The sequence below is a fragment of the Erythrobacter sp. Alg231-14 genome (assembly GCF_900149685.1).
GTDB lineage: Bacteria > Pseudomonadota > Alphaproteobacteria > Sphingomonadales > Sphingomonadaceae > Erythrobacter.
Genome location: NZ_LT702999.1, coordinates 1,414,677 through 1,440,831, shown reverse-complemented (window position 1 = coordinate 1,440,831; position 26,155 = coordinate 1,414,677). Strand labels below are relative to the sequence as shown.

The 26,155-nt window shown below is 54.7% G+C and carries 28 protein-coding genes and 2 tRNA genes; 17 read left to right on the top strand and 13 right to left on the bottom strand.

Annotated elements, in window-relative coordinates:
• Position 1 precedes the first annotated feature (1 nt).
• From BQ8290_RS06785 to BQ8290_RS06765, 5 genes are all read right to left on the bottom strand, one after another.
• On the bottom strand, positions 2 to 1,270 hold the full coding sequence (locus BQ8290_RS06785; RefSeq protein ID WP_108792045.1) for an LptF/LptG family permease: 1,269 nt from the start codon (positions 1,268 to 1,270) through the stop codon (positions 2 to 4).
• Positions 1,271 to 1,494: 224 nt separating this feature from the next.
• Positions 1,495 to 2,001, bottom strand: coding sequence for a DUF427 domain-containing protein (locus BQ8290_RS06780; RefSeq protein WP_108788737.1), 507 nt, complete (start codon positions 1,999 to 2,001; stop codon positions 1,495 to 1,497).
• 43 nt (positions 2,002 to 2,044) lie between these two features.
• Positions 2,045 to 2,479 (bottom strand): ATP-dependent Clp protease adapter ClpS, encoded by a 435-nt coding sequence (gene clpS / locus BQ8290_RS06775; protein WP_108788735.1) that lies wholly within the window; start codon positions 2,477 to 2,479, stop codon positions 2,045 to 2,047.
• Positions 2,480 to 2,704: 225 nt separating this feature from the next.
• Complete coding sequence (phaP, locus tag BQ8290_RS06770) at positions 2,705 to 3,556, bottom strand: TIGR01841 family phasin (RefSeq protein ID WP_108788733.1); 852 nt, start codon at positions 3,554 to 3,556, stop codon at positions 2,705 to 2,707.
• Between the two features lie 144 nt (positions 3,557 to 3,700).
• Positions 3,701 to 5,671, bottom strand: coding sequence for a class I poly(R)-hydroxyalkanoic acid synthase (locus BQ8290_RS06765; protein WP_108788731.1), 1,971 nt, complete (start codon positions 5,669 to 5,671; stop codon positions 3,701 to 3,703).
• Between the two features lie 183 nt (positions 5,672 to 5,854).
• On the opposite strand from BQ8290_RS06765, the gene BQ8290_RS06760 reads away from it, so the two are divergent.
• The 7 genes from BQ8290_RS06760 (at position 5,855) to BQ8290_RS06730 (ending at position 10,413) form a co-directional block, all read left to right on the top strand.
• A complete protein-coding gene (locus BQ8290_RS06760; RefSeq protein ID WP_108788729.1) occupies positions 5,855 to 7,054 on the top strand; it encodes an LL-diaminopimelate aminotransferase in 1,200 nt (399 codons plus the stop codon).
• A 99-nt stretch (positions 7,055 to 7,153) separates the two neighbouring features.
• Positions 7,154 to 7,753, top strand: a complete 600-nt coding sequence (locus tag BQ8290_RS06755) for a hypothetical protein (protein WP_337661092.1) — start codon at positions 7,154 to 7,156, stop codon at positions 7,751 to 7,753.
• A gap of 31 nt (positions 7,754 to 7,784) precedes the next feature.
• Positions 7,785 to 8,111 (top strand): hypothetical protein, encoded by a 327-nt coding sequence (locus BQ8290_RS06750; protein ID WP_108788727.1) that lies wholly within the window; start codon positions 7,785 to 7,787, stop codon positions 8,109 to 8,111.
• 8 nt (positions 8,112 to 8,119) lie between these two features.
• Entirely contained in the window at positions 8,120 to 8,692 is a 573-nt protein-coding gene (locus BQ8290_RS06745) for a hypothetical protein (RefSeq protein ID WP_108788725.1), read from the top strand.
• The gene (locus tag BQ8290_RS06740; protein ID WP_337661091.1) at positions 8,689 to 9,108 is read left to right on the top strand and encodes a JAB domain-containing protein; all 420 of its coding nucleotides are present in this window, start codon (positions 8,689 to 8,691) and stop codon (positions 9,106 to 9,108) included. Before BQ8290_RS06745 ends, BQ8290_RS06740 begins: the two co-directional genes overlap by 4 nt.
• Positions 9,105 to 9,500, top strand: coding sequence for a winged helix-turn-helix domain-containing protein (locus BQ8290_RS06735; RefSeq protein ID WP_108788723.1), 396 nt, complete (start codon positions 9,105 to 9,107; stop codon positions 9,498 to 9,500). The genes BQ8290_RS06740 and BQ8290_RS06735 overlap by 4 nt, the downstream gene beginning before the upstream one ends.
• 94 nt (positions 9,501 to 9,594) lie before the next feature.
• Positions 9,595 to 10,413: a crotonase/enoyl-CoA hydratase family protein gene (locus tag BQ8290_RS06730; protein ID WP_337661090.1), complete on the top strand. Its 819-nt coding sequence runs from the start codon at positions 9,595 to 9,597 to the stop codon at positions 10,411 to 10,413.
• A gap of 20 nt (positions 10,414 to 10,433) precedes the next feature.
• On the opposite strand, the gene BQ8290_RS06725 is transcribed toward BQ8290_RS06730, so the two are convergent.
• Positions 10,434 to 11,213: an acyl-CoA thioesterase domain-containing protein gene (locus BQ8290_RS06725; protein WP_108788719.1), complete on the bottom strand. Its 780-nt coding sequence runs from the start codon at positions 11,211 to 11,213 to the stop codon at positions 10,434 to 10,436.
• A gap of 166 nt (positions 11,214 to 11,379) precedes the next feature.
• Here BQ8290_RS06725 and BQ8290_RS06720 point away from each other — a divergent pair.
• Positions 11,380 to 11,453, top strand: a tRNA-Cys gene (locus BQ8290_RS06720).
• Between the two features lie 50 nt (positions 11,454 to 11,503).
• A tRNA-Thr gene (locus BQ8290_RS06715) sits at positions 11,504 to 11,579 on the top strand.
• Between the two features lie 206 nt (positions 11,580 to 11,785).
• Here the strand turns inward: BQ8290_RS06715 and BQ8290_RS06710 are convergent.
• From BQ8290_RS06710 to BQ8290_RS06700, 3 genes are read right to left on the bottom strand one after another with little or no spacing between them, the layout of a single operon-like run.
• Positions 11,786 to 13,363 (bottom strand): recombinase family protein, encoded by a 1,578-nt coding sequence (locus tag BQ8290_RS06710; protein ID WP_108788717.1) that lies wholly within the window; start codon positions 13,361 to 13,363, stop codon positions 11,786 to 11,788.
• Positions 13,356 to 13,802, bottom strand: coding sequence for a DUF2924 domain-containing protein (locus BQ8290_RS06705; protein ID WP_108788715.1), 447 nt, complete (start codon positions 13,800 to 13,802; stop codon positions 13,356 to 13,358). Before BQ8290_RS06705 ends, BQ8290_RS06710 begins: the two co-directional genes overlap by 8 nt.
• Entirely contained in the window at positions 13,790 to 14,032 is a 243-nt protein-coding gene (locus tag BQ8290_RS06700) for a DUF3489 domain-containing protein (protein ID WP_108788713.1), read from the bottom strand. Before BQ8290_RS06700 ends, BQ8290_RS06705 begins: the two co-directional genes overlap by 13 nt.
• Positions 14,033 to 14,252: 220 nt before the next feature.
• On the opposite strand from BQ8290_RS06700, the gene BQ8290_RS06695 reads away from it, so the two are divergent.
• From BQ8290_RS06695 to BQ8290_RS06650, 8 genes are all read left to right on the top strand, one after another.
• The gene (locus BQ8290_RS06695) at positions 14,253 to 14,885 is read left to right on the top strand and encodes a tyrosine-type recombinase/integrase (RefSeq protein WP_108792039.1); all 633 of its coding nucleotides are present in this window, start codon (positions 14,253 to 14,255) and stop codon (positions 14,883 to 14,885) included.
• A gap of 599 nt (positions 14,886 to 15,484) precedes the next feature.
• Positions 15,485 to 16,033, top strand: a complete 549-nt coding sequence (locus BQ8290_RS15140) for a hypothetical protein (RefSeq protein ID WP_337661089.1) — start codon at positions 15,485 to 15,487, stop codon at positions 16,031 to 16,033.
• 365 nt (positions 16,034 to 16,398) lie between these two features.
• Entirely contained in the window at positions 16,399 to 17,217 is an 819-nt protein-coding gene (locus BQ8290_RS06675; RefSeq protein ID WP_337661088.1) for a hypothetical protein, read from the top strand.
• 167 nt (positions 17,218 to 17,384) lie between these two features.
• The gene (locus tag BQ8290_RS06670) at positions 17,385 to 17,669 is read left to right on the top strand and encodes a hypothetical protein (RefSeq protein WP_337661087.1); all 285 of its coding nucleotides are present in this window, start codon (positions 17,385 to 17,387) and stop codon (positions 17,667 to 17,669) included.
• Between the two features lie 455 nt (positions 17,670 to 18,124).
• The gene (locus BQ8290_RS06665; RefSeq protein WP_337661086.1) at positions 18,125 to 18,826 is read left to right on the top strand and encodes a hypothetical protein; all 702 of its coding nucleotides are present in this window, start codon (positions 18,125 to 18,127) and stop codon (positions 18,824 to 18,826) included.
• A 243-nt stretch (positions 18,827 to 19,069) separates the two neighbouring features.
• A complete protein-coding gene (gene dcm / locus BQ8290_RS06660) occupies positions 19,070 to 20,311 on the top strand; it encodes a DNA (cytosine-5-)-methyltransferase (protein WP_108788699.1) in 1,242 nt (413 codons plus the stop codon).
• 37 nt (positions 20,312 to 20,348) lie between these two features.
• Entirely contained in the window at positions 20,349 to 20,828 is a 480-nt protein-coding gene (locus tag BQ8290_RS06655) for a very short patch repair endonuclease (RefSeq protein WP_337661085.1), read from the top strand.
• Between the two features lie 118 nt (positions 20,829 to 20,946).
• Positions 20,947 to 22,323 carry an MvaI/BcnI family restriction endonuclease gene (locus BQ8290_RS06650; RefSeq protein ID WP_108788695.1) on the top strand — a complete coding sequence of 459 codons (1,377 nt, stop codon included), beginning with the start codon at positions 20,947 to 20,949 and terminating at the stop codon, positions 22,321 to 22,323.
• 132 nt (positions 22,324 to 22,455) lie between these two features.
• On the opposite strand, the gene BQ8290_RS06645 is transcribed toward BQ8290_RS06650, so the two are convergent.
• Genes BQ8290_RS06645 through BQ8290_RS06630 form a run of 4 tightly spaced genes read right to left on the bottom strand, consistent with a single transcriptional unit; the run spans position 22,456 to position 26,154 of the window.
• Positions 22,456 to 23,229, bottom strand: a complete 774-nt coding sequence (locus tag BQ8290_RS06645; RefSeq protein WP_108788693.1) for a hypothetical protein — start codon at positions 23,227 to 23,229, stop codon at positions 22,456 to 22,458.
• Entirely contained in the window at positions 23,226 to 24,002 is a 777-nt protein-coding gene (locus BQ8290_RS06640) for a hypothetical protein (protein WP_108788691.1), read from the bottom strand. The genes BQ8290_RS06645 and BQ8290_RS06640 overlap by 4 nt, the downstream gene beginning before the upstream one ends.
• A complete protein-coding gene (locus BQ8290_RS06635; protein ID WP_108788689.1) occupies positions 23,999 to 25,921 on the bottom strand; it encodes a hypothetical protein in 1,923 nt (640 codons plus the stop codon). Before BQ8290_RS06635 ends, BQ8290_RS06640 begins: the two co-directional genes overlap by 4 nt.
• Positions 25,921 to 26,154 carry a hypothetical protein gene (locus BQ8290_RS06630; RefSeq protein ID WP_337661084.1) on the bottom strand — a complete coding sequence of 78 codons (234 nt, stop codon included), beginning with the start codon at positions 26,152 to 26,154 and terminating at the stop codon, positions 25,921 to 25,923. The genes BQ8290_RS06635 and BQ8290_RS06630 overlap by 1 nt, the downstream gene beginning before the upstream one ends.
• Between the last annotated feature and the right edge of the window lies 1 nt (position 26,155).

Below are 26,155 nucleotides of genomic sequence, written 5' to 3'. Positions count from 1 at the left end.
ATTAAGCGTTCAACCCCACGGTCCCGGAATTATCAGTCTCACCAATTTCGGTGACTTCGTGTTCTGCAACCAATGATGGAGGCTTACGTCGAGAGAACAATTTGCCGACGCGTTTCGACAATTTGGCAAACAACGTTTCCAATGCACCCAACGCTTGTCCGCCCGGAACATGCGCGGTTCGATGGTACATCCACAAAATCAACGCCGCAAAGACCACGAACGGTCCCCATAGGGCAACGATGGGATCAATCCGGCCCAGCGTCGCGATGTCCTCACCGTATTGGTTTATCTTGTGATAGGCCACGACCAGAATGATCGAGACAAACACGCCCAGCGCGCTGGTCGAACGTTTCGGAGGTATCGCTAATGCCACCGCAAGCAACGGCATCAACAACATCATGACCACTTCGACGAGGCGATAATTGAACGTCGCTTGGCTGGCATCGCGCTCCGCCTCTGTACCGCCTTCGCTCCATCCGATGCGCAACAATTCGGGCAATATGTATTCGCGACTGGCCTCGCCCCGGCTTCGAAATTCTTCGATGGCCGGCAAATCGATCGGCAAATCATGACGGCTAAAGGATAGGACGCGCGGGGTTTCGCTGCCGGTGTCTTGAATGATCATGCCTTCGGTCAGACGCAGGATGATCGTGTCCGGATCATCGTTGGTCGCCATGAACGACCCTTCGCGTGCGCTGATCGTTAGGATTTGATCGCGGTCATTCGCGACCCGGGCATAGATGCCAACCAAACGCTGTCCCGCATCTTCGCTTTCTTCAATCCGCAACGCCATGCGATCGGCCAGCGTGGTGAATTCGCCCACTTTGATCGATGCGCCCAACGCGCCGGATCTCAGTTCATATTCCATTTGTTCGTAGTAATAACGGCTCAGCGGTTGGACATAAAACACCAAGGCCACATTGACCGCTACCAACACCAACGTGATCGCGTAGGGCACCCGCAAAAGCCGCCAATAGGACAAGCCCACGGCGCGCATCGTGTCGAGCTCACTCGATGTTGCCAATTTGCGAAAGGCCAACAATACGCCCAGCAATAGCCCAAGCGGGATGGCCAAACTTGCATATTCAGGGATCAAAGCGCCGAGCATTTTGAACACGACGCCAATAGGACCGCCTTCGACCGCAACGAAATCGAACAATCGCAGCATTTTTTCCAGCAGCAAGAGCGAAGCGGCCAAGGCAAACACGCCCAACATCGGCACGATCACCAGGCGGAAAATATATCGATCAACACTGGGAATGCGTTTCAGCACGTTTTATCCGTCATCCCGATTGCCCGGCCGCTTTGGCTGGGTGGCTGTGGCTTGCGGCGCGGTGATGGTGGTCATCGCCGCATGCGTCACAGGCTCCTAGCGGGAATTTTTGACGGCGTCATGCCCCCGAATATCAAAAACTGAGGTTGAGATGGCGTCGATCCCGGTGCCGATGCTCATGTCCATAGGCTTACTCTAGCGATTGCAATCGCTGATCCGGTTTACCAAAATCGAGTGCCAGGACCGCCTTTGAATGGGCCGGCTTCGAATTCGCTGATCCAGCCCCCGTAAAATTGGCCGGGCTGGGGCGTGATCTTGACGCCGTCGACACGGCATTCGTCCAAAAGATCAGGATAGAACGCGATCGCGTCTTTTATGCCGGCGAAACTTGGGCTTGGATTGGAGTAAGACCAGGCCCTGGCGTTGATCCGAGTGTTGCCGATCACAATGTCGTAATACCGCGCCTGGCCCTTCCATTCGCACATCGACCGGCGCGGGTTGGGGTGAAGGTGTTGCATCGCGACGTCGGATTGGGGAATGTAATATGTCGGAGGGTGGCTGGTTTCCAGCGTTCGCCACGCCGCACGGCTATCCACCAGAGCAACATTGCGATGCACGATTTGTATGCGGCGGGGAGTCGGTTCTGTGATGGCCGGGCGCGGATAATCCCAAACGCTTTCCTGACCCGGTTTAACCGGATCGGGGGTGGGATGATGCGGTTGTCTCATTCAATCTCGCGCGCATCGGCCTTTGTGCGAAGGCGCGCGCCGGTCATTCTTGTTCAAGCGTGCATTGCAGCGGGTGCTGGTTCTGCTTTGCAAAATCCATCACTTGATTGACCTTGGTTTCGGCCACTTCATACGAAAACACGCCGCAAATGCCGACGCCCTTTTGATGGACATGCAGCATAACACGCGTTGCCTGTTCGATATCCATGCTAAAAAATCGTTTGAGGACCATCACCACGAATTCCATCGGGGTGTAATCGTCGTTCAACAGCAATACTTTGTATTGGCTTGGCTTTTTTGGCTTGGTGCGGGTTTTGGTGGCGATACCAATTTCGGTTTCGCCGCCATCCTTGCCGTCGTCCCCGTCTTTGTCCCCATCGTCCGAAGCAACACAGCAAAGGTCGCCCAAATCGTCGAAGCGAAAAGGCGCGCCAATTTCCGGCGTTACATCAAGTTGGATCAGCAAAGGTTCGACCATGGGTGTCCATTAAGGGATTCGATTGCACAGACGCAAGATGATTTGAATCAATGCGCGCGCAAAGCCATAGCGTGCACCCGTTTTCAAATTACCAACGCGCCTATGTCGGAAAAGAAAGGGCCGCACGGACCAAGAATGGTCTGTGCGGCCCTTGCGCTTGCGCGCGTTTTTATCAACCGGGTTTTGGGAGAGAGAGGAGAGGCCCGGCTGAGAAACTTTTGTCGCTTATGCGGCTTTCGAGACTTTCTCGGCGGCAACGCTTACGCGGTTAGAGATCGGCGCGAACGCTTCGTTGTAGAGCTTGACCCAAGCTTCGGTGCGCTGCGAACCGAATGATACGACGGCGTCGAAATTGCGACGTGCGAGTTCACCTTGCAATTGAACCAGTTCCGTTGGCGATTTGATCGCAGCAACTTTCTTGGCGTCTTCGGTGACGATTTCGACAACGTTTTTACCGGTTTCAACGTTTTCGCGAACCAATTCTTGGGCGCCGTTGAAGAAGATTTTGCCGCTTTCGACAACCGCGTCGAGGTTGGCTTTGTTGAACTCACCGGCTTCGCCAGCGAACACACCAGCTTTTGCGTAAGCGGTTTTGGCGCGGGTTTGCATGTCAGCGGCCATTTCTTTGGCTTGCGTGGTGATCGTGGTTTTTTCTGCGGTAGCCATGATGGTGTCCTTCAGTTTTGTAACGGGATTGTTGGTTGTGGTTCTAGGAGCGGCCTTAGGGGCTGCTTTCTTGGCTGCGGCGACCGGCGTCTTTTTGACGGCAGGCTTTTTCGCAGCGGTGGTTTTCTTCGCTGGTGTCTTTTTCACTGCTGTTTTCTTCGCGGCGGTTTTGCGCGCTGTCACAGTTTTCTTTGCCGGCGCTTTCTTTGCGACGGTCTTACGAGCAGGGGCTGCTTTCTTTGCAGGGGCAGCTTTCGCCTCTGTCTTTGGCGTTTCCGTTTTCGCCGCGGCGTCTGCGTATGCTTTCTCAGCAGCGACGTCGATCTTCGATTGCGACTTTGCTGCTGGCGCTTTGGCGACCGTAGCTTTGGTAGCCGGTGTCTTTGCGGTCTGAGTGTTGGCGTCTGCCATAATGTCCTCGCTTTATGTTGCAGTGCACAAAATAGCGATTGCAGATGCGAAGTCAAGTTTTTTGTGCAGTGCACAATATTGGACTTAAGGCGATGTAATTATGTGAGAATACGACTCAACACGCCGTGTATTGAAAATTTTTTCCTACCTCGTTCTTACATAACTGCCGGGGGCATCGCCCAAAACGGTGTCGCTTCGGCCACCCGGTTTGCGTTTCCCCGTTGCAGGGACGCGCGTGGCGGATTGGCCTTCGAGCCAATCGCGCCAATGCGGCCACCAACTGCCGGGGTGTTCCTCTGCGCCATCGATAAATTCGTTGAGCGAGGAGGCCTTGCTGTCGCCGATCCAATATTGGTATTTTCCGGCGGCCGGAGGATTGACCACGCCGGCTATATGCCCCGATCCAGCAAGCAAGAATTCCAAAGGCCCCGAGAAGTGATCTGTGATCCGCCACACGCTTTCAGCAGGAGCGATGTGATCTTCGCGACCCGCTTGGATATAGGTTGGCGTCTTTACCTGGGTTAGATCAATCTCAGTGCCATCGGCTTCGATCGCTCCGGGAACGACCAATTTGTTGTCGCGATAGAGGTCTCTGAGATAATCGTTGTGCCACTTTGACGGAAGGTTTGTAACATCGCCGTTCCAATGGAGAAGGTCAAAGGCCGGATAGTCTTCGCCCAATAGGTAATTGTTGACGACGTAGTTCCAGATCAAATCCTTGCTGCGCAATGCGTTGAATGTTGCGGCAAGGTATCGTCCATCGAGATAGCCGGTTGGCGACAGGTTATCGATCATCTCAAGCTGGGATTCCTTGATGAAATGCTTGAGATCGCCGCTGCGTTCAAAATCGACCTGGGCGGTGAAGAATGTCGCGCTGCGAACTTTGTCGGCCTCACCCCGCTTGGCCAAGATTGCCAAAGTCGCAGCAAGGGTGGTGCCCGCGACGCAATATCCGATGGCATGGACATCAGGAACTTTAAGCCGATCTTGGATTGTGTCGATCGCCTCGATCTGAGATCGAATGTAATCGTCCCACACCACGTCGCCCATTGTTTCATCCGCCGATTTCCAACTCACAACGAAAACGGTGATGCCTTGATCAACGGCCCATTTGATGAAGCTCTTTTGGGGTGTCAGATCGAGAATGTAGAATCGATTTATCCATGGTGGAAAGATCACCAATGGGACTTCGTACACGTCCTTAGTCGATGGGCTGTATTGCAGCAGTTGGAACAGCGGCGTTTCGTAAACGACCTTACCAGGCGTCGCGGCCAAGTTCTCACCTAAGGTGAACGCGTCGGGATCGGTGTGGGTCAATTGACCGCGTTTTAGATCGGTGATCAGATGCCGCATGCCTCGGACCAGATTTTGCCCACGCGTTTCGACCGTGCGTTTCATCACGACCGGGTTGGTGAGCAAGAAATTGTCAGGGCTCATCGCTTCGGAAAGCGCGCTTACGGCGAACTGCAATTGCTTTTTCTTGGCACCATCTATGCCATCGACATTCGCCGCAGCTTTCTGAAAGTACTCAGTCAACATCAAATAGGTTTGGTGCAACAGGGCAAAGGCGGGTTGTTCGCGCCATGCTGGGTCGGCGAACCGGCGATCCTTGCGCGGCAATTGCATTGTGTTTCCATCGCCATCGTTGCCGGTGGCCCCGCCGATATTGCCGACGAAGTTTTCAAAAACACCTCGCCACAATTGCAACGTTTCTTGCGCAAGCTTGCCCTGCGCCTCCATCGCGCCGGTCGGCAGCTGCTTGAGCATGCTTTGCGACATCATCAACCATTGAGCCGGGTTGAGCAGGCTTTTGCCAGCGCCCGGATTCTTCGCAATTGCGCCCGCTTGATGCGTTACAAATTCCAGCCACATTTTTTGCAGTTCGGCACTTGCTTTGGCCCACTCGGCCAATTCGCCCGTTTTCATTCCGTCTGGGAAGAGCGCGGCGAATTGTTCAGTGCCCATTGGCATCGTGTTGTCTGAGGCGGCGCCCGGCATCGCCTGCGCGAACATATCGCGCATCGCCTTACCTTGCATTTCGAAGAACGAAGTGATCGACGTCATGGCTTCGAAAACGCCGTCTTGATCCGGCTTGTTGTCGTCATTGCCAGCCATTGTGTCGCTATTCCTCAATTGGTGTTTGCCGCAAATGCCGTGTTGTTCCGATGTGTTTGGTCGACAATTGCGCAATCTCTTATGCGGACTAGACCAAACGACTCTTCACATCGACTGTTATTGCCGTAAACTGCGGCGTTGGTCAGCACACAAATTCCAAATTCAAGCAAGGCCTGGGGTCAAATGGACGAACAATTCTACCGGATGAAGCGGTTGCCGCCGTACGTTATCGCAGAAGTGAATGCGATGCGACACGCCGCGAGGCAAGAGGGGCGCGACATCATCGATTTGGGTATGGGCAACCCGGATCAGCCGCCTCCGCAGCATGTTATCGATAAGCTGTGCGAAGTCGCGGCTAAGCCCACTGCGCATGGCTATTCCCAATCGAAGGGCATTCCGGGCCTGCGCCGGGCGCAGGCGAATTATTACGGCCGTCGATTTGGCGTGGATCTCGATCCTGAAAGCGAAGTCGTGGTCACGATGGGGTCGAAAGAGGGGCTTGGCTCTCTTGCCAATGCGATCACTGCGCCCGGCGACGTGGTGCTTGCGCCGAACCCATCCTATCCGATCCACACATTCGGCTTTATCATCGCCGGTGCGACGATCCGCGCGGTTCCAACGACGCCGGACGAGGAATATTGGCGATCGCTCGAAAGCGCCATGAACTACACGGTGCCGCGCCCCAGTGTGTTGGTGGTGAGCTATCCTTCCAACCCCACCGCTGAAACCGTTGATCTTGCGTTTTATGAGCGGCTCGTCGCTTGGGCGAAAGAGAACAAGGTCTGGGTCTTGTCCGATTTGGCGTATTCTGAATTGTATTATGACGGGAACCCAACCCCTTCGATCATGCAGGTTGAGGGCGCGAAGGACGTGGCCGTTGAATTTACCAGCATGAGCAAAACATATTCGATGGCCGGTTGGCGCATGGGCTTTGCGGTCGGCAATAAGCAGCTGATTGCGGCTTTGACGCGCGTGAAATCCTATCTGGATTATGGGGCGTTCACTCCAATTCAGGCGGCCGCCTGTGCTGCTCTCAATGGGCCGCAGGACATCGTGGAATCCAACCGAGAACTGTATCGCAAGCGGCGCGATGTGATGGTCGAATCGTTTGGCCGTGCGGGTTGGGACATTCCGCCGCCATCGGCATCGATGTTTGCGTGGGCTCCATTGCCGCCCGCACTAATCGAAATGGGCAGTTTGGAATTTTCCAAACAATTGCTGACCGAAGCCGAAGTCGCTGTCGCGCCGGGTGTCGGTTATGGCGAAGAAGGTGAGGGCTATGTGCGCATAGCAATGGTCGAAAATGAGCAGAGGCTTCGCCAAGCGGCACGTAATATAAAACGATATCTTTCGTCTTTGGGCGTGAACAGTTCAGCCGCTTAGTGAATGTATATAGGTCGATAGTTATTTATTGCTGGGAATGCGGAGCACACTGCTAAGAAGCGCATTCTCGGCGGTGGGCCAAGAATAAAGGAGGGTTTCATGTCATCCTCAACGTCGCGGCCGCTGACAGAACGACAGCGTGCGGTGATGGAGCGAATCGATCGGCGAACTCCGATCAAGGTGATTGCACAAGAGCTCAACGTTTCTGAGACTCGAATCAATCAGCACATTCGCGCCCTTAAGGATATCTATGACGCGGAGAATCTCGGGGAGCTTGTGGAGCGCCACCGGGCCGAAAATCGTGCCAAAACCCCACTGGTTGATGAAAATAATTCCGTTAATTCTCAGAAGGATAATGAGAAACAGAAGGGCTACAGTGAACCTGTATACAACAAAAATCAGGTGCCCGGTCACGCCGAAATCAAAGAAACAGCAATGGACAACGACCCGGGCGAACTCGTGATGAGCGACGTTATGCCATTGGTTGACCAGGCGCCTTGGTTGCGCCCGGGAGAACCAAGGGTCGTTGCCCGGGTGCTCGACGGTGAACACGCTGTTTTGTTTCGCCTTGCCGCAATCATGTTGATTGCGTTTGTCTTTTTGGCCGCTGTGGTTTTGACGGTGACGGCTGCATTGACAATTAGTGAGGCGTTGGACGCGCAGATTGCTGGCCCGGCTAACGAACAAAATTCCCCCTAACGGGTATGGGGGCGTTATCGGAGTTGCCCTTATGACCGACCGCATGAAATCTGACGCACAGAACATCCGCAAACTGATCCGCGAAGCCGAAGCTCTCGCCGATGAATCGATGATTGCCTTCACCCGATTGAAGCAAGCAATGCTCACCGCCCGACAAAATCCCAACGCCGAAGTCGACGCAGGTCAACGCGCATTGTTGCGACTAAACCAAGCGGAAGGGCAGGCATTGTCGATGTCGACAAGTCTTTTGCGGGTCCACGCAGAATTGAACAAAATCGGTGTTGAGAAACTGGGCCCCGAAAATGAAACACCCCTCGTCGCGATGGCTGTTGATTCGACGCCAGAACTGGTCGACTAACACCTCCCATGATCGTTGATCTGCTCGCTTGGGACTTCCGCGTAATCCTGCAAGATGTCCTTGCATGGACAATCTGTATCTGTGCTCTCATCTGGGGGGCAGGTCCCGAGCGAGCGGTCGCGATTACGTGGTTGCTGCTGTTTGAAGTGCTGCATGAACTCTTCGCTCTGCTTGACGATAGAGGGCGTTTCTTAGCCAATGTCGACGCTTTCTACGCATCGGTTGATGGTTTGGCTGCAGTTTGTTGGATCGCGATCGCGCTTTATGCGAACCGCAATTACACTTTGTGGATAGCCGCGATGCAAGTGTTGGCCGTGTCTGCGCATCTTGCGAAAGGGATCGCAGAACCGATTTCTCAGCTGGGATATGCCGTCATGGTCATTGCACCCAGTTGGATTCAACTTCTGTTGCTGGCCGTTGGTTTAATTCGACATATCTTGCGCAGACGCCGCTTCGGCGCGTATCGCGATTGGCGGGTTACCGGCACCCCTGACAAGTTGTCGTTGTTCTCGAATCCAAAGATCACCGCCGCAAATTTTGCAGGCGATGCCAAAAAGTCTTGGCGTGACGATTTAACGTGATTGATCTTTCCTCAATTGCGCTGCTTCGGACTACAGAAGTCGACCCGCGCGAGCGGGCAATTCTTGAATATTTGCGCTCAATGGTTTTGTCTTCGAAGGACCGATTGGAACGCTTTCACGCCGTATTCTTGGACGAAAAGCAGGGCTTTGTTGGTGATGCCCCTTTGGGTCAGGGGCGTCTGGGTAGTCTGTCGTTTCGAATGCGAGAATTGTTCACGCATGCGCTCGCATTTGACGCCAGCGGCATGGTGATCGCGCACAATCACCCTTCTGGTAGTTGCCGGCCCAGCCAGTTTGATATTGATTCAACCTGCAGGCTGAACACGCTGGCCAAAGGTTTGGATATCAAGCTGCTCGATCATCTCATTTTCACTCATGACGCTGTCTATTCGATGCGAGCCGGGGGCAAACTATGAATTCAATAGCTGCAAAACACATGTTCCCGGACGACGATTCCTTGATTTCGCGCTTTCGCGAAGCGGGTGATGTAACGCTTGACCTGTTTCATCGTGACGGCCGTGTGGATGATCGTTGGCTGGGCTTTCACCCGCGCGAATTCGAATTGTTGTGGCGGCTTGCGCAACAACCCGGCGTGCCGATGACTCGCCGCGAATTGTTGGCCGACGTTTGGCGCATAGACTTTGAGCCTGAAACGAACAGTGTTGCGGTGCACGTCGCGCGTGTGCGCAGCAAACTTGGCGCGTTCGGATTGTCCAAAATTCTCGCGACCCACCCTGATGGCGGCTATTATCTTGATGCCCCACCGGGTCCCAGTGAATTCACCTTGTCAGGCGAGACGCCGACCTGAAAATCGCAATTGCTTTTGCGTAATCGCGACTGGACACGCGCTGTTCCTTGCGCCAGTTTCGTATCGAAACCCGTTTGATTTTGAGGAAAAGCATATGTCCGTAACCCAGTTGATGCCCGGCAATGATCGCGTTTCGATCGAATTGGGAGAAGATGGCGTGGCTCAGGTCCGCCTAACCCGCGGCGACAAAATGAACGCGCTCGACCCGGATATGTTCGCAAGCATTATTGAAGCGGGATCGGTTTTGGAAAAAGCCGATGGTGTTCGCGTAGTTGTGCTTTCCGGCGAAGGTCGCGCCTTTTGCGCAGGTTTGGACATAACCAGCTTGGGAGGCACACCGAGCAACGATGAACCTGATTTGACCGAACGCACCTATGGCAATTCAAACAAGTTCCAACAGGTCGCGACGCAATGGCGCAAACTGGCGGTCCCGGTCATCGCCGCGCTGCATGGTGTGTGCTTTGGCGGCGGTCTTCAAATCGCAAGCGGCGCGGATATCCGTATCGCCCATCCCGATACACGCATGGCGATTATGGAGCTGAAATGGGGTTTGGTGCCCGATATGGGCGGCTATGCCTTGTGGCGTGGATTGATCCGTGACGATGTGCTGCGCGAACTGGTGTACACCAACCGTGAATTTTCGGGCGCTGAGGCTCAATCGTTGGGCCTTGCGACATATGTTGACGAGGATCCGCATGGCCGCGCAACGGCCATCGCAACCGACATTGCCAATCGAAACCCTCATGCCATCCGCGGGGCAAAGCGCCTGTCGGCTGGCATGATTGAGCGGGATACAGATGGCATTTTGCTTGAAGAAAGCATCGAGCAACACGCCATCATGCGCACCAAGAATCAGATGGAAGCGGTGATGGCGGGCATGCAAAAGCGCGCGCCCAAATTCGAAGACGTCTGACCGACCCTACGCGCGTCGGCTTAGCCAAACACTGCCACACATTGGAGGCCGTCAATAACTTGGCGGCCTTCGGTGTCCCACATCCGCAGCCGTTCCGATGAATAGCCTGCTGCGGCGTGTTGGCTGGCATTTTCGGCCAGATACCATCCGTCTTGCGAACGCGTTTCCGGATCTAGGATGTTGAATGACCAATTGACCGAACTGATCGGTCCCATTCGTTTCATGATCCGCATGGCACCAGGCGGCATGACATCACCCATCAACACAAGTTTGCTGACCGGGTCCAATTCATGGTCCTCCGTCAATCGCGCCCACCGGCGGATCGTTGCGCCGTGATCGACATCCTTTGATTGACCAAAGCGAATCTCGAAATTGTTCTGAATAAAGGACGGCCCCTGTCCGCCCATCGCCACTTCGTTGTCCGATGGCGCACCGGGCCAAGGTTCAAGCGTATCAGCAGGGCGTTCGGCGTTGGCCTCCCGCTCGGCTGCGAACAACCAGAACGCCGTTAGAGCCACTTTCCCGTCGCTGTAAATTTCGCTGCGGATCTGGGTAACGTTGCGCCCTTGGCGGACAATCTCGGCCGACAGTTCAATGTCTTCGCCCAAGGGGGCCACAAACCCAACCTGAGCGCCGCGCAAAGGGGGAAGGTCGGGAAAGGCGCGCTTGGCCTGAGTGAATGCAATCAATGCGCTGGCGCCGCCATACATTGTGCGCCCCTGCATCCAATCGTTGGCGTGATTGAGTCGAGCCGGGCCGGATTTCCCTGTGATGGGTTCGAGTAAACTGGAAATTGTCATGCGAAGACCTGTGCCCAAACCTTTGCGCGCGGTCCAGACTCAGATGCTAGAAAGCCTCGGAATTTAGGCGCCAATCGATCATCGAACGATTTAGATGCGAAACCTGCATTGCCTTTACCTCCGCGAATCGCTAGTGCGCCGCTTCCGCCTTGTAGTGAGGCGGCTCGGCCCGATGGCGGAGTGGTTACGCAGCGGATTGCAAATCCGTGAAGGCCGGTTCGATTCCGGCTCGGGCCTCCACTTTCTTGATTGCGCAAGGGTGCTTTCGAATTCGAAGCCCGCGCGTCTACGCCGCTTTAGCTCAGGTGGTAGAGCACATCATTCGTAATGATGGGGTCAGAGGTTCGAGTCCTCTAAGCGGCACCACCCTTTCTACATGCAATCGCCCGGACCCAATTTGCGTTGATTACGCCCTTTTTACCTGCGATATTTCTGAGGCTTGTCCGCGCTTGCGGGCTAACGCCTCTTCGCAGAGACGAATTTGCCCCGCTGTATTGCCCTTGAATAGGCCCGGTGTCTCAAGGGCCCAGAATCGTGCCACCAGTTGCAGGCTCTGAGTGAGTCGAGGAGTTTCAGGTAAACCCGAGAAACGCGCGCTGGCTTGCCCAGTCGAGTGGCAAGGCTGCTGCGCGCAACAATTGACGCCCTGTCAGGCTGACCGGTTGGCGCCCCTCGACAATCGCCGTCGTGATATCAGGTGCGAGCCATCCGATCCTGAGAAGTTGCCAGAGGTGACGCTTGCTGTACTTTGCAACGACAGGCTCTTCGCTTCCATGAATAATCATGCGCTGCGCGGCGCGCGCCTGGGCTAAAAGCTTCATAAGAACCGGGTCGGGATTGTTGGGCGCTGCGTTTCCGTCGGGCGGCAACTGCAGCTTTTTCTCGGCTCCATGCGAGACAAGCTTGGTCGGTAAAGCTGTGTGAAGTGTCCCTTCTCCGTTGCGGAGAACCAGCTTGTCTGTTGCGAGTTTGAACTGGAGGTCATGCTCCAACAGGATTGCGCGCAGGTCGGCCGTTGGCATCGCCTTGAGGTCTGTCGCCAGTTCTCCTCTCGCAGCAATGTCGACAGCATCGCCTTCGCCGTTCGATCGCAGCCACTGGGCTGTCAGGCGGACGGCCGCCTTCTCGAGCTCTCCTGCAGGCACACTCCATGGCGTGCTCCTTGTATCGCCAGGTAGAAAGCGGGTCTTGTAGTAGCGATAGCGCCGATGTCTTCTCGTCGTATGGCTTGGCGACATTGGACGGTCATCGGGATCGCTGATGAGGCCGGCCAGTAAGCTCGGGTTCGTTGCGCGGTTGCCAAGGTGATGATTGCGCCTGTTCTCCTTGAGAATGGACTGGACCAGCTCGAACTGTTCTAGCGGGATGATCGCCTCGTGCTGCCCTTCGTAGACCGTGTCATTGTGCCTGACTCGGCCAGTATAGATCGGGTTCTTCAGCATGAGCGCCAGCATGCCTCTCGTGAAGGGTCCGCCCCCAACTGTCTTGCCGCTTTTGTAGATACGGGTCTTGGTTCTTGCTCCCCTCGCGTCCAGCGCATCGACAACCCGCTGGACCGAGCGAAGCCTGCAATAGGCATCGAAGATGAAGCGGATCGTCTCGGTCTCGCGAGGTTCAATGTGAAGCATGCGGTCTTCAAGACGATATCCGAGCGGCACAGGCCCGCCCATCCACATGCCTTTCTTCTTGGACGCCGCGATCTTGTCGCGGATGCGTTCGCTTGTGACCTCGCGCTCGAACTGGGCGAAGCTGAGCAATACGTTGAGTGTCAATCGTCCCATTGAGTTGGTTGTGTTGAAGGCCTGTGTCACGCTGACGAACGAGGCTTCATGATGGTCGAGTACCTCGACGATCTTGGCGAAGTCAGCAAGGCTCCGAGTCAGCCGGTCGACCTTGTATACCACGATGATATCGACCTTGCCTGCCTCGACGTCCGCAAGAAGCTGTTTGAGCGCAGGACGATCCACCGAACCCCCGGACCAGCCGCCGTCATCGTAATGCTCTGCAATCGGCTCCCAGCCCTCGGCTGCTTGGCTCAGGATGTAAGCCGCACAGGCTTCCTTCTGCGCATCAAGACTGTTGAAGTCCTGCTCGAGGCCATCCTCGGTCGACTTGCGCGTATAGATCGCACAGCGCTTCTTATCAGCCATCTGCGGCAGCTTTCTTTGGGGAGCGTGAGCGCAGGCCGAAGAAACGGGGGCCGGACCAGTGTGCTCCGGTTATGGCCCGCGCAATCTGTGACAGGCTCTCGTAGCGCCGACCCTCGTGCTCGAAGCCCTCGTCGAGTACGAGTACGTGATAGGTCTTGCCATGCCATTCGCGTACCAGCCGTGTGCCAGCTTTTATGGATATGCTGCGCTCGGAAGTGACAGATCCGGTCCGCTCCAACATCAAGTGCGCCCTGTCGATCGCCTTGCTTGTCGAGTTAGGTAGCCCGCCATGCACGCGTGCCTGGATCTGCCAGGATAGCCCTCGACGCAACAGTGCCGGACCAATTGCCGGTGCCGGCTTCCTGAACTGTTCCCGCCATGCCGCCCGCAATTGTGCAGGTGACATGGTCTCTAGCTCTGTGATGCTCAGGCTTGGCATTGCCCTGCCTCGTCCGACATCTTGTAGGCAACCACGCCATTGGGACGCTCTTCCTTGGCAAGGGTGATACCTTGATTGCGTACTCCGCTCAAAAAGGCGCGGCAGCTGTGCGGCTTCCAGGTAGTCGCCCTCTCGATCTCTGCCAGCGTGGCGCCTTTCACACGGCGCAGCATGCGGTTGACGGTTGCCGCCTTGGTCTTGCGGGGTGTATTCGTCGTTGATGTCATCATGGGTCTCCTGTGCGAGCTGGAACTTCCGGCCTTGCACTGACCCAAGCCGCTGAGCCCGTTGGCTCACGCGGCGCATTCTATGCGCACAGCAATGCTCAGCTTGCTGCTACAGTCCAGTGGGAATGTCAGCTTTGCGCCCCAGTTCAAGACATAGCGATCCGAGATCTTAGTGCTCGAAAGCGGACATTCTCCCAGGCCATTCCGGCCGAGGAGAATGAAAATGACATACTCACATTTTGACCCTGCAGCTCAGAACCGAGTTCCTTGGAACTTCGGTGCCAAGATCGGTCCTAAGCGCCCCTTCAATCAGAAACAGATCTGGGCGATCCGGTTCTTTCTTGATCGCGAGAAACGCATTAGGGATCGAGCATTGTTTGACCTAGCAATCGACAGCAAGCTGCGAGGCTGTGACCTCGTGGAGTTGAAGATCGGCGATCTGGTAAGCGGCCCGGAAGTCAGGACGCGGGCGACGGTCACTCAGCGCAAGACAGGGCGGCCAGTCCAATTTGAGATAGCTAAGGACGCCAGAGAAAGTTTGTTCGCATGGCTCGAAATTCGAGGGGGTGATGTCGAGAACTATGTCTTTCCCAGCCGGGTTGATCATGCACGCCATCTCAGCACACGCCAATATGCAAGGCTGGTCGATGAGTGGGTAGAAGCAATCGGCTTGCGGCCCGACGAGTATGGTACTCACTCGCTGCGAAGGACCAAAGCGTCAATCATCTACAAAGCAACCGGCAACATACGAGCGATCCAAATCTTGCTTGGTCATTCGAAGATTGAGAACACGGTTAGATATCTCGGAGTCGACATCGAGGATGCATTGGCGTTAGCGGAGAAGACGGAAATCTGACGTTCGGGCGGTTGCTCAGAAATTCTGGGTGACCGCTTGCAGGTTCGCTACCACACAAGCTTTTCGACAAGGACTGAGGGTGAATGCTGTCAGTCCAATCGCAACTAGTGTCTGATTGACAGAGTTCCGCTGTTTTCCTGAAATTCTCTGATCAAGATATCCGAGCAGCCATGCTACTGACATGTCTGATTTACAGTGGTCTGACAATCTGCGAGGCTAGCTTAAGTGATCGGCTGGGGTCGATCGCCTTGTCAATGTGGGGGGGGAATTCTATGCTAAATAGGTACATAGTCGCGGCGTCTGCCGCGCTCGTTACGATAATTACTACGCCGGTGAATGCACAAAACCGCACGATACAATTCGGCGACGATTCAAGCATTTATGCCAATGATGAGGAATGCGATGACCCTCGATTTGAAGGGCGCGGGGCGGCCAGTTCAACCAATATCTCAGACACAGCTAAAGATGCGACTGACTGCCTCAGACTGTACCAGCGAGGCCAGATTCGACTCCGGGCTGACTACGTTGAGTTCGGCGGCAATTCCAGCACTTGGGCAAACGATGGAGAATGTGACGACCCCCGGTTTAGAGGGCCAGGAATGGCAGATGTTTTGGAAGATTCGGACAGAAATAGCGATGCGAATGACTGCCGCACACTTTACCGGGCCGGGCTGATCGAACTTAATCAGCCAAACCTGATTCGACGCGCAGTTGCGCCTAGCCGGCCAAGTAATCTCTCGCGTTCAACACCGCCACCCTCGACAAATCAGGCGTTGCAGCAGCGACAAAATGCGCAGCGACTGCTTAATTTCACACAATCCACTTCCATGATGCGGGATACAGTCGCCAATCGTGAAAACGATGTGAAGTCTTATCCAGTGCAAGCAAATTCGACGATGGTGATCGATCTCTATCTCTGCACCAGCAACGTGACGATTGACGTGAACGGCGATGGAGACACTGACGTCGACTACAACGTATTCAACGGGCAAGGCGCCTTGCTCCACAGCGACTCAGAGTTGCACGATGACATGTTTGTTGTGCTTAACACTCAGGCGACGCGCGGCTCTTGCGAAACTGTGCGGTTGGAAGCGCAAAACCTTGGCAATATATTCAACAATATTACCATCACATTGATCGACAACTGACGCAAAATTCTGCGCGCGATCGGAAAAGATTCCAATCGCGCGCAAAGTTACATTGGATTACTCGGGGGCTACGATTAGCTTTCACCTCCATGGAGAGCTTCCGCGATGAATCGCAGCTTCACCTGCGACGATGGATGCATGGGTCAGTGCTCCGTTCAATGCCCAACCGACCCAATGACTTTCAACCAAAGACGTGAAAGCGGCCTGGGCTAATCCAAGTATCAACTCGCAGAAAGTGCTCTAGCGCGGGGCCAATTGAAGCGTATCAGGCGATGAATTTTGAGTGAGAGCAGTGGATGATCTGTAATGTGGGACCTTAGCCCGGATTTACAGGTTCGCTGAAGGCAATTTTTGGGGGGAATGTAATGATGAGCATCGATGGACTTAAGCGAACAATGCATATTTTAGCTGGGTTGTTGCTGTCGGCATCCATTAGTGTTCCGGCTTTAGCAGTGTCGGCGCAGCAGGATGCCCGCTCCTATCCCAGTGATTTTCGCCCTGGGGTTATGCTTGATTATATCTACACCCAACAGCTCGAAGCGCCCTATTCGTCAGTTTGGGGCGGGACCGAAATAGAGCGAGTGGGTTACCGCCGAACTGTCTATGTCGAGACAAATGAGAAGAGTGTGTTTGCCGGTTTGGTCGAATTTGAGTGCCGTGCGCTGGGGTTTGTTACGATAAGGGAATACAATCTTGAAATGGGGGTGCCCGCCGATTTGACCGGGGTACTTGTCAATGGCGGTGAAATCGACAGGGACCCTGAGTGGGACCGGCCTGGCTGGGACGGTAGTTTTTCAACGAGACTTTCCGACCCTGAAAACTGGTCGCAACGCGGCACTGACGCCTACGGCAACTACGCTCCCCTGCCTTATGAGACATTTTTGCAGGTGCGAGACCACTATTGCGGACCCAAAACTGCCGAATGGACAGGTGGTGGTGACGCATATTCAGCAGATTACCGAGGCTATGTCGTCAACCTTAGGCCAAATGAAGGGCTCCAAACATGGTCGGATTACAACGTCAATTCCGACCGGCTCGGTGTGATACCTCACAATGCCGGAGAGGTTTATGTCGATTGGTGCATTACCCGATCGGGTAAGCTGTGGTGCGATGTCTTCTACGATGGCATGCACGGATGGATCGATGCACCCAACAATATTGCGCCGCACGATGGCGATTTTTGAAGGGTCGCGGCCGTGCAAATTTGGTCGCAAACTGTTTGTGGCAAGTGCGGCCTTTTAGGTCCCAAGACCTTCTGTTGGAATTGTAGCGGGCAAGCCGTGGCGCTTCAGGAGACCTTCGCAAATGGGTCGAGCGATCTATTGCATTTATCAGTGAATCAGGGGGTAATATGAAAAATAAAGCTGAAAAAGCAATTTTGTTGACCGGACTTACTTTGGGGGTCGCGACTGCGGTGCATGCACAGTCAACATTCACTAGATATGGCCCAACTGAATTTTCTGCCACACAGGCTCAAGCTTGCGAAGAGGCACAAGTCAGTGCTGAGCGAGAAGCCAGGTTCCAGTGTAGCAATAGAAATGAACGGATGCTCGATGCGCAATACAAAGCTTGTGAGGCCAGACAATCGCAAGGGTCTTGGCAGGCCAAAGTACCTTTCGAAGTCACTTGCGGCTGAATAGAGCAAGAGCGCTGACGCTCAGCTTATGAGTTCTGTCAGTCTAACGGTAACCTGTTTCCGAACGGCGTAATGATAGGGAGGCTAAGTCGGCTCTTAATCCGCAAGATTTCGCCAATCGGCCAAAACGGCCGAGCGTCAAAATTTGTAGGTCTGGCGCTAGATAAGGTGGCAAGAACCAGGCACCACAAACGTCCGCTTTTGGGTCGGTTGCTGACGAGCCGCTTTTGGCTACGAGCTGAGGGAAGCGGTCAGACCGCTCTCGGCGCCCCTCTTTGGACCGCTGAAAGGCTGCTATTGGGGGTTGGAGCAGTCGCAACCCCACGGTCGTTGACCATCGAAGTGGTGGTCGCATATGAACTGCGCAGGGGGGATTTGGTATGGCGGTTGAAACGGCATCAGACGCGCGAGCGACGAAAGATAGCACACGCTTTTTTGTAAGAATGGCCGCGATCATGACTGTAGTGATCGTAGCTGGATTTGTGTTCCAATTGGCAATGGGACGCTCGAGCTTTGATGCGCCATTGCAATATCATCTGCACGGCGTGCTCTTCATGGGCTGGCTGGGTTTCTATCTCTTGCAACACATCACAGCGTATCGCGGTAAATTCGTGTTGCACGCAAAGCTCGGCAAAATGGCTTATCTCTTCATTCCGGCTATGGTCGCGGTTGGCTTGTTGATTATGGTCACCGTTGCCCGCAGGAATGGCGGTCCGTTCTTCTTCAACGTAAGCGAGTTCTTGATAAGCAATTCGGCACTGCTGTTGTGCTTTGGCGCGCTGTCCATATGGGCGTTGCGAGTCCAACGTCATATCGGATGGCACAGAAGGTTGATGCTGTGTGCGCTGGCTATTCTAACCGGACCGGGTCTTGGCCGTCTAATCCCAGCGCCGCTTTTGATTCCTTATGCTTGGTTCACCATCACTGCCGCGACCTGGGTGTTTCCCTTGATCGGAATGGTCGTAGACAAAAGAGTGCGCGGTAAAATCCATCCAGCCTATTATTGGGGTCTGGGCCTCTACATCGGGACCTTCGCGCTCTCTATGGCAATCGCCTATTCGCCGGTTGGATTGGCCATTACCGATTGGTTCATTGAAGGCAGCAATGGCTCCAATCGACCGATCGAAGCATTCTTGCCACCCGATTTTTCAATGTAGTTTTTGGCGCCAATTGGGTCGATTTCCAACAGTCCGGTTCTAGCCTCTTGGCTCGCAAGAGCAGTCTGTCCGCTAACGGCCCAACTCCAGTCAACCACTTAACATAAAATCAGTTCACGAAGCTGCTCAGCTTTCACGTCCTTGCCTGTGGACGACGTGGAAACAAAAAGTGAACAAATCCTTGCTTTCCGGTAGCCTCCATGCCAATCTGTCATAAATCGACCCAGATGCAATGGAGAGCACATGAGCGCCGAGAAAAACAGCTTCGCCCACGATTTCGAAAAGGCCGGAGTTGAACTGGAAGAGTTGGCGGAAACGCTCGGTCAATCAACGCGTCAGGTGAAACGGTATATTGCTGGCGATTGCAGCGCACCCAAACTGACGGTCGAGAAGATGCGGGAGCTGGCTCGAGCGAGAGCGCCAAAGGTCAACAAGGACCCGGCCTTCCGCTTCATCGACCTTTTCGCCGGTATCGGCGGCATGAGGATTGGTTTCGAGGCAATCGGTGGAAAGTGCGTTTTCACCAGTGAGTGGGATCGCTTCTCACAGAAGACTTACCTACGCAATTTCCCCGATGGCGATGACCATGTCTTTGCTGGAGACATTCGTCCCTATGGGGAAGACCCCTCATTGATCCCCGAACACGATGTTCTGCTTGCTGGGTTTCCTTGTCAGCCGTTTTCGCTGGCCGGCGTTTCGAAGAAAAACTCGCTCGGTCGCAAGCATGGGTTCGAGTGTGAAGAGCAGGGCAATCTCTTTTTCGAGATTGCGCGGATCATCCGCCATCATCAGCCGGCGGCATTCCTGCTGGAGAACGTCAAGAACCTCAAGAGTCACGACAAGGGCCGGACGTTTGAGGTCATCAAGAACACGCTGACCGATGAGCTCGGCTACAGGATCCAGACGAGGATAATCAGTTCAGCCCCATTCGTTCCCCAGAAGCGGCAACGAATCTTCATCGTCGGATTCCGCGAGGATGCCGGCTTCAACTTCGACGATTTTGATGCCTTTGTGCCGCCTGAAGAGGAATGGCCAACTCTGGGTTCGATCCTGCAGTCGCATAACGAGATCGATGCAAAATATACCCTGACCCCGAAGCTGTGGGATTACCTGCAGGCCTACCGCAAGAAGCATGAGAAGGCTGGTAACGGTTTCGGGTTTACGGCTCATGGCCCTGGCGACGTGGCGCGGACCCTGTCGGCTCGTTATCACAAGGATGGCTCGGAGATCCTCATTGATCAGAAGGGCACGCGGCCGCGGCGCTTGACCCCGACCGAATGCGCGAGGCTCATGGGTTTCGAGAGGGATGGGCGCGAATGGCTGATCCCTGTCTCTGACACGCAGGCATATCGTCAGTTTGGCAATGCCGTGGTTGTACCAGTGATTGAGGCGATAGCGCGCACAATGCAGCCAGCCATCCTACGTGCACTTGGCAAATCGGAGGCGGCGGCGGCTCAAGAGCCCAAGCAGACTGTCGACGCCTGAATTGCCGGATATAGTCTCCCCTGAAAAACGCAGCCGGATGATGGCCGGCATAAGGGGGAGCGATACTATTCCCGAGAAGTTAATCAGGTCCGGGTTGCACCGCCTCGGCTTCCGCTTCCGGCTACATGATCGCAATCTTCCAGGCAGGCCTGATCTGGTCTTTCCGTCAAGGCGAGCCGTTATCGAGGTGCGCGGGTGTTTCTGGCACGGCCATGACTGCCATCTTTTCCGCTGGCCGCGCACCCGCGAGGAATTCTGGCGGTCGAAGATTACTGCCAACATCGAACGCGACGAAAGGAATCGGAGTGCCCTTCTCGATGTAGGCTGGCGGGTGGCGGTAGTCTGGGAATGTCAGATGAAGGGGAAGAGTCGCCTCCCCCAGAAGGAGGTCCTGAGTGAGCTTGCGCGGTTTCTCCAGAGTGATCAGCAGGAATGCTTCCTCGGTGATCATCGGACAGTTTCCATTCCACACGGCCCACCAAATAATTCGCAAACTAAGCATCACACAAAAAAATAAACGTATTTAATACAGGTAGTCCAAGCATGCTGCTTGGTTTTAGCGGCGGCGAAGGGGTTGTGCCAGCGCAATCCTGCAACTAGATGATGCCTCACAGACAAGTCGAAGAGGTATCAGAATGTCATTTGAATTTGCGCCCACCAGGCTGGACGAACTTGTCAGCCTGCTTTCTGCCCACGGTGCGCAGGAAGCGTTGATCAAGCCGCTTCGCAAGAACCACAACGACAAGAACCAGATCTATTCTGCGGCGGGCTTCGATCCGGTCTATCCGATGTTTGATGTGACTTTCTCCCTCAGGGGTGCTTCGACGAGTCGCAAGAAGGGCAGCCGCACGATGGGGAAGTTCATCCCGGAGGCGGTGTTCCGGAAGTTCTGCTGGATAGACAGCACCGGGCGGGAGATCCCGGCCCGCGAAGCCAAGATGATCATCTACGCCCAATACCCGGAAACCAGGCTGAGTGGCTTCCAGACCGTGGAGAACACGATGCCGGAAACGCTTTCGGTCGATTTCACCAAACAGCATCCTGATATCGCTCGTTATCTGGTGTTGGGCCGTCGGGGGGCAGGTGAAGTCATCGCGGTAATGGTTGCCGACCCCGGTCGAAGGTTCATGGGCGAGGTGGCGTCACTGCCAAATGCAACCGGATCGCGAGTGTGGAAGCATCTTCGTGTTGGCCGGAATGTTTCTGCTGCCCTCGAGAGGATGCTTTGCGAGGTAGCGAACAGGCCAGTGCCTGGCTGCAGGCTCGACGCCAACCGCAAGTCGCTCCCTTTCAACGGTACGCAGGTCTGCGGCTATACGCTGGAGCACGAACTCGGCATTGTGCCCAACAGCGACAAAAACGGTGACTTCGAAGGCATTGAGCTCAAGGCGCATACCCAGAACAAGGTCACACTGTTTACGCCGGAGCCCGATATGGGGCTTTACGCTGAGGATTTCGCGAAATTCATGCTTACCTATGGCTATGAGGCGAAGCCGGGAGAGTTTCGGCTCACCGGTATCCATCGTGTCGGCGACCGGTGCGAAAAGAGCGGGCTAACGCTGAAAATCGTCAATCATGAGCGGGGAGCTTCAATTGCTGCTGCCGCGGATAAGGATGTCCATGTGGGTCTCTACGATGACCAAGGTCGCCTTGCTGCGGGCTGGTCGCTGGAGCGGCTTCTGAACTGCTGGTCTGCCAAGCACAATGAGTCCGTCTATGTACGGGCGTCGAAGGCCAGATGTGAAGACCCAGCACTGCTGGCAGCGGGTCACAAGTATATGGTCGAGTTTTCCGATCGGGTGATGTGGTGCCACGAAACTTCGGCGGAGCAGCTGTTCGAGGCGCTCTACGCAGGCACGCTGTTCCTCGATCCTGCGCCGAAATACTGTCCGGAGAATGTTTCTCTCAACAAGCGTCGCTCGCAGTGGCGGGTGAACAATATCACCGAGGCGGCAAACGACCTCTACACTGACGTTCGGATGGTCTCACTCTGCGATAGTGCAGCCGAATAGGGCGAAATTCGTTAGTGTCGGTGAGGCAGCAACGATGCCTGTTGCGTTCATTCCCCTATGGTTCCGGGCAACCGGCCCTTTGCTCCGAACGGATAAAGCAAATCGCCCTCAATGCCGCGCTGAGGGTTGCTCTCATGCCGCTTTATCGAACCACTTCTCGAATTCGCTTGGTAAAATCTCCCGGATCCTAGCGGCGGACATGTCATAAAGATCAAAGTTCATATAAAGTTGGGGCGATATGATCGATACGAGCCTACGGAAGCTTCCTGGGGTCTTTACTGAGGTTGCTACACCCTTTTTCAGCTTTGCTGCTTTCTTATCATAGAAGAGCTCAAGACACAGATCGACCAAGTGCGGATTGGAACGCACGTCGTCCTTTTGCGACTGCTCAACAAAATCCGAATGCGTGCTGCAAGGAATCGAAAGGAACAGCTTAGATTTTTCGCCATACTGCTTGAATATTGACCACGCCATCTTGGATAAGTGACGATAATACCTCAAACGGTTGTCATCAGGAATGTAACGGTACTCGCTGCCGAGCAGAAATTGGCCGTCTTGGCGGCGGGCAAGTAGCTGGCTGAGGTAGACCATGCTGATCCACGTCCAGAGACCTGCATCACGTTCCGCCTTCATATGGGTTATAATTCCAGCAAGGTATTGCCCCATGTCATAACGACTGGAAAATTGTTTGCTGGGATCGATTTCGACCTGCTCAGTGTACGGTTCGATGAGGTCTTGCCTCCGCGCTAGCTTTGAGAGCGTATCCAGTTCCTCAGGAGAAATGGCGGTCCCTTGGCTGCCTTTCTTCGTCGAACCCTCATCGCGGAGTCCTTCGATTGCCGTACGGACGGCTGCAATGCCCTCATCCGTGAAGCGCATGACTTTTGTACTTGCAAACTCGCTCATTCTCCTGCCTCCAGCATCAGCTCAAACAGCGTCTTGTCCTTGCGCCATTTTGTCTCCGCGAACTCGACGACACAATCCTCGGCCCATTCCAACCATTCGTCTCTGTTGCCGTCGGGGCCGTTGAACGAACCCGATGGAATTTCGGCATTAAATCGCTCTTTGCAAAAGGCGATAATACTCCCTCCAAGCGTTCCTTCGTCCAGTTCGTCTTCGCTCTCGACACGGCAGATTAGGCCAATCAGGAGCTCACGAAGCATCGCAGGAAGGTAGAGTGCCTGAAGAGTTGGGTTCTTCCACGAGCCGAACATGTCATCCAGCTTGCGATTAATAACGAGGCGTGGATCGGCGACGTCGCCGTCCCACTGGATGCACCAGGGAAGCGATCCAAGATCATCGGGTTCAGGGACGATGAACGGTTCCCGCTGTACCTTGCCTTCGATTTCCACTGGGCGGATGTCGGCGGTCGCGGCGATCACGCGGCCTTCATCGGAGCCCTTTGCGACCTGCCGGATCTTGAACCTGAGCGAGGCATCGATCGGAAATCCGGTGAAATCGAGATCGTCTCCAGCAGGGTTTTCTATCCTCTGGCGCTGGTGGCGACCGCGATCAAACCCGTCGAGGACGAGACGGTAGTCATCATCAGTCTGTAGAACCTTGGAATCCACATTGACCCGCACACGAATGTAGGAATCAGTTCGTTCAAGGACGCGAATATCCACAAAGGCCGACTTGATCTTGCGACGTTTTGTGAAGTTGAGACTGGCAGCAGTCACTGGACAGCCTCCTTCGTCCTGCGGACGTCAATATGCACATCGCGGTTAGCGTCAAACCCATCGAACTCGATCGCGAACTCTTCGCTCTCGGCAACAAAATCGAGACTGTTTGGTGACTTGATCGTGATGCTTCCACCATTGCTTTTGACCACGCCATCCTCGCCAAAATCAAAATCCGAAGGATGATGGTGTTTGCGCCAGCTTGACTTGCTCTTTCCGAAAATGATGTTTGCTGCCCAGATCTTTCCAGATACTGACCCGAACTGTTCTATCGCTTCCTTCAGATGTTCAGTGCCCGCAATGGCGGCCCGGCCATTCGCAAGTCTCTGGATGCGAAATAGTTGAGGGGAGGGCGCAGGGATATCCGGAGGAATCGGATTGTCCTTACCAGGCCTCCGCCCATTATTGCCCCCGGGCACTCCGGGCTGATCAGGCTCTACCTCTTTCTCAACAAAGAAGATGTCATCGGCGAAGCCCTCGATCTGTTCCTGGTCGTCCGTGCCGGTCAGGATGGAGATGAAGGAGCTACCAAGTTTCTGGACAAGGTGGCGCTGCCAGGTTTCTGATCCCGGATATCGCCCTTGGCTGCGGCGCTGGGCGGAATTCTTCCATTCCGTATGGCCCGGGTCCTCTGCATACTTCATGTATTCCGAGAGTTCGTTCCCATCGTCGTCATTGAAGATGTCGAGGATCAGAACCGAGAATGGCTGTGCTGCTCGGCATTTCTCCTTCTCAATGAGGATATTTCCTCTGAAGGCCTTATAGGTCTTGTGCCCTCCTTTCTCTCCGCCCCTTGCAAAGAGGTCGACATAGCCGCTGACCGTCTTGCCTTCCGATAGTGTGATGGGAACCTCGAGGCGCGCCGATACTACGGCGCCCTTCTCGAAAGTCTCCTGCATTTTCTTTACATTGGCGTCACTGAAAGCTTCGGCTGAAAGCCCGGTATCACTCGTAAAGACGAAGTCGCTGCGTAGGTAGAAGAAGTCGTTTTTGCTCGCGAGCCTTGTGGCTTCAAGAGAAACCTCGATCGTCGCACGAAAGTCATCGGAATAATCACCATCCTCCACTAGCGAAAGGATGTTAGCTTTCTCGATCGAAATTGAATGTCCGGTGGAGGCATTGCAGATTTCGACAACTAGGCTTTGCTTGATGATCGGGAAAAAGAAGTTCTCGATCACAGCTTTGAGCAGGGTGTCAGTATCAACTTGTTCACGCACATCGGGAATGAAGACCGACAGGCCGTTTTCATTGGTGCGCCGCAGCCCGGCATGCTGCCGGAAACGCTCAATGAACTTACCATCAGCTTTGCAAGTGTACGGGTAGATGACTTTTGCGCCATCGCTTTGCCGGACTAATCGTTTGCCGAACCTTGCGTAGCCTAGGTATTCCTGCGACCCGACCTCATGCGGCGGGAGGATGGAATAGCCTATCAGCAGTTCCTCGCCGGGTGAGCGCCGCGTCAGTGCAAGAAAGGCATGGGAGTTCGACGCACCTGAGAGCGTGCTCTTTCCAACGCCGTGGCTTCCGCCGCTTCCCTTTCGCTTGTTAGAGCGGCCTTCTTCCCACCAAAAACTGTAGAGGCTCTCATGCGGCTTTTCTTCCTTGTCGATGGGTCCAAGAAGGCCCTTCGTATTGAAGTCTTCAATCAGCAGGTAACGGGAAGAAGTGAGAACACCCGCGCCTTGCCCGGTCGCTTTCCAGTGCTCGCCAAGGGAATCATAAGCTTCCTGTAAAGTGGCACTGTCGGCGGTACCGAGTGTAAGGACAATCCGGACGGGGGCGGATTGGTCGTCGACGGCGTCGAGCGAGTTCTGGAAAGACTCTCGGACGATTGCTTCGCTCGGCTTGCCCGAGAAGAACTCGCTGAGCTTGGACTCAGCAATAGTATCTTCATAAGCCGCTTCTCTAAAGTGCCACATCAGTTGTCTCCGCCTAATGAAAATTTGCCCTTCGAACCAGCTCCGGACTCAGTGAACTTGCGTTTCATTTCACGTACTTCCGTCTCAATGGCACGGAAAATCTTCTGGTAGTCAGATTCACTGAATTCATAGTTACCTGTGTTCGACAGGTTGCCAATCAGCTGGAGTTGCTTGATCGCGGCGTTGACCCTTTTTTCCGCCAGCTCGACGAATTTCTCCCTCTTCCTGCTCAAT

Excerpts from the sequence above, each read along its gene's own strand:
- BQ8290_RS06750 (WP_108788727.1), top strand. The coding sequence starts at position 7,785 with ATGACCGACCGCATGAAATCTGACGCACAGAACATCCGCAAACTGATC.
- BQ8290_RS06725 (WP_108788719.1), bottom strand. The coding sequence starts at position 11,213 with ATGACAATTTCCAGTTTACTCGAACCCATCACAGGGAAATCCGGCCCG.
- BQ8290_RS06650 (WP_108788695.1), top strand. The coding sequence starts at position 20,947 with ATGTCATTTGAATTTGCGCCCACCAGGCTGGACGAACTTGTCAGCCTG.
- BQ8290_RS06755 (WP_337661092.1), top strand. The coding sequence starts at position 7,154 with ATGTCATCCTCAACGTCGCGGCCGCTGACAGAACGACAGCGTGCGGTG.
- BQ8290_RS06765 (WP_108788731.1), bottom strand. The coding sequence starts at position 5,671 with ATGGCTGGCAATGACGACAACAAGCCGGATCAAGACGGCGTTTTCGAA.
- BQ8290_RS06760 (WP_108788729.1), top strand. The coding sequence starts at position 5,855 with ATGGACGAACAATTCTACCGGATGAAGCGGTTGCCGCCGTACGTTATC.
- BQ8290_RS06645 (WP_108788693.1), bottom strand. The coding sequence starts at position 23,229 with ATGAGCGAGTTTGCAAGTACAAAAGTCATGCGCTTCACGGATGAGGGC.
- BQ8290_RS06655 (WP_337661085.1), top strand. The coding sequence starts at position 20,349 with ATGATGGCCGGCATAAGGGGGAGCGATACTATTCCCGAGAAGTTAATC.
- BQ8290_RS06780 (WP_108788737.1), bottom strand. The coding sequence starts at position 2,001 with ATGAGACAACCGCATCATCCCACCCCCGATCCGGTTAAACCGGGTCAG.
- dcm (WP_108788699.1), top strand. The coding sequence starts at position 19,070 with ATGAGCGCCGAGAAAAACAGCTTCGCCCACGATTTCGAAAAGGCCGGA.
- BQ8290_RS06670 (WP_337661087.1), top strand. The coding sequence starts at position 17,385 with ATGAAAAATAAAGCTGAAAAAGCAATTTTGTTGACCGGACTTACTTTG.
- BQ8290_RS06745 (WP_108788725.1), top strand. The coding sequence starts at position 8,120 with ATGATCGTTGATCTGCTCGCTTGGGACTTCCGCGTAATCCTGCAAGAT.
- phaP (WP_108788733.1), bottom strand. The coding sequence starts at position 3,556 with ATGGCAGACGCCAACACTCAGACCGCAAAGACACCGGCTACCAAAGCT.
- BQ8290_RS06695 (WP_108792039.1), top strand. The coding sequence starts at position 14,253 with ATGACATACTCACATTTTGACCCTGCAGCTCAGAACCGAGTTCCTTGG.
- BQ8290_RS06665 (WP_337661086.1), top strand. The coding sequence starts at position 18,125 with ATGACTGTAGTGATCGTAGCTGGATTTGTGTTCCAATTGGCAATGGGA.
- BQ8290_RS06635 (WP_108788689.1), bottom strand. The coding sequence starts at position 25,921 with ATGTGGCACTTTAGAGAAGCGGCTTATGAAGATACTATTGCTGAGTCC.
- BQ8290_RS15140 (WP_337661089.1), top strand. The coding sequence starts at position 15,485 with ATGGCAGATGTTTTGGAAGATTCGGACAGAAATAGCGATGCGAATGAC.
- BQ8290_RS06705 (WP_108788715.1), bottom strand. The coding sequence starts at position 13,802 with ATGCCAAGCCTGAGCATCACAGAGCTAGAGACCATGTCACCTGCACAA.
- BQ8290_RS06700 (WP_108788713.1), bottom strand. The coding sequence starts at position 14,032 with ATGATGACATCAACGACGAATACACCCCGCAAGACCAAGGCGGCAACC.
- BQ8290_RS06730 (WP_337661090.1), top strand. The coding sequence starts at position 9,595 with ATGTCCGTAACCCAGTTGATGCCCGGCAATGATCGCGTTTCGATCGAA.
- BQ8290_RS06675 (WP_337661088.1), top strand. The coding sequence starts at position 16,399 with ATGATGAGCATCGATGGACTTAAGCGAACAATGCATATTTTAGCTGGG.
- BQ8290_RS06710 (WP_108788717.1), bottom strand. The coding sequence starts at position 13,363 with ATGGCTGATAAGAAGCGCTGTGCGATCTATACGCGCAAGTCGACCGAG.
- clpS (WP_108788735.1), bottom strand. The coding sequence starts at position 2,479 with ATGGTCGAACCTTTGCTGATCCAACTTGATGTAACGCCGGAAATTGGC.
- BQ8290_RS06735 (WP_108788723.1), top strand. The coding sequence starts at position 9,105 with ATGAATTCAATAGCTGCAAAACACATGTTCCCGGACGACGATTCCTTG.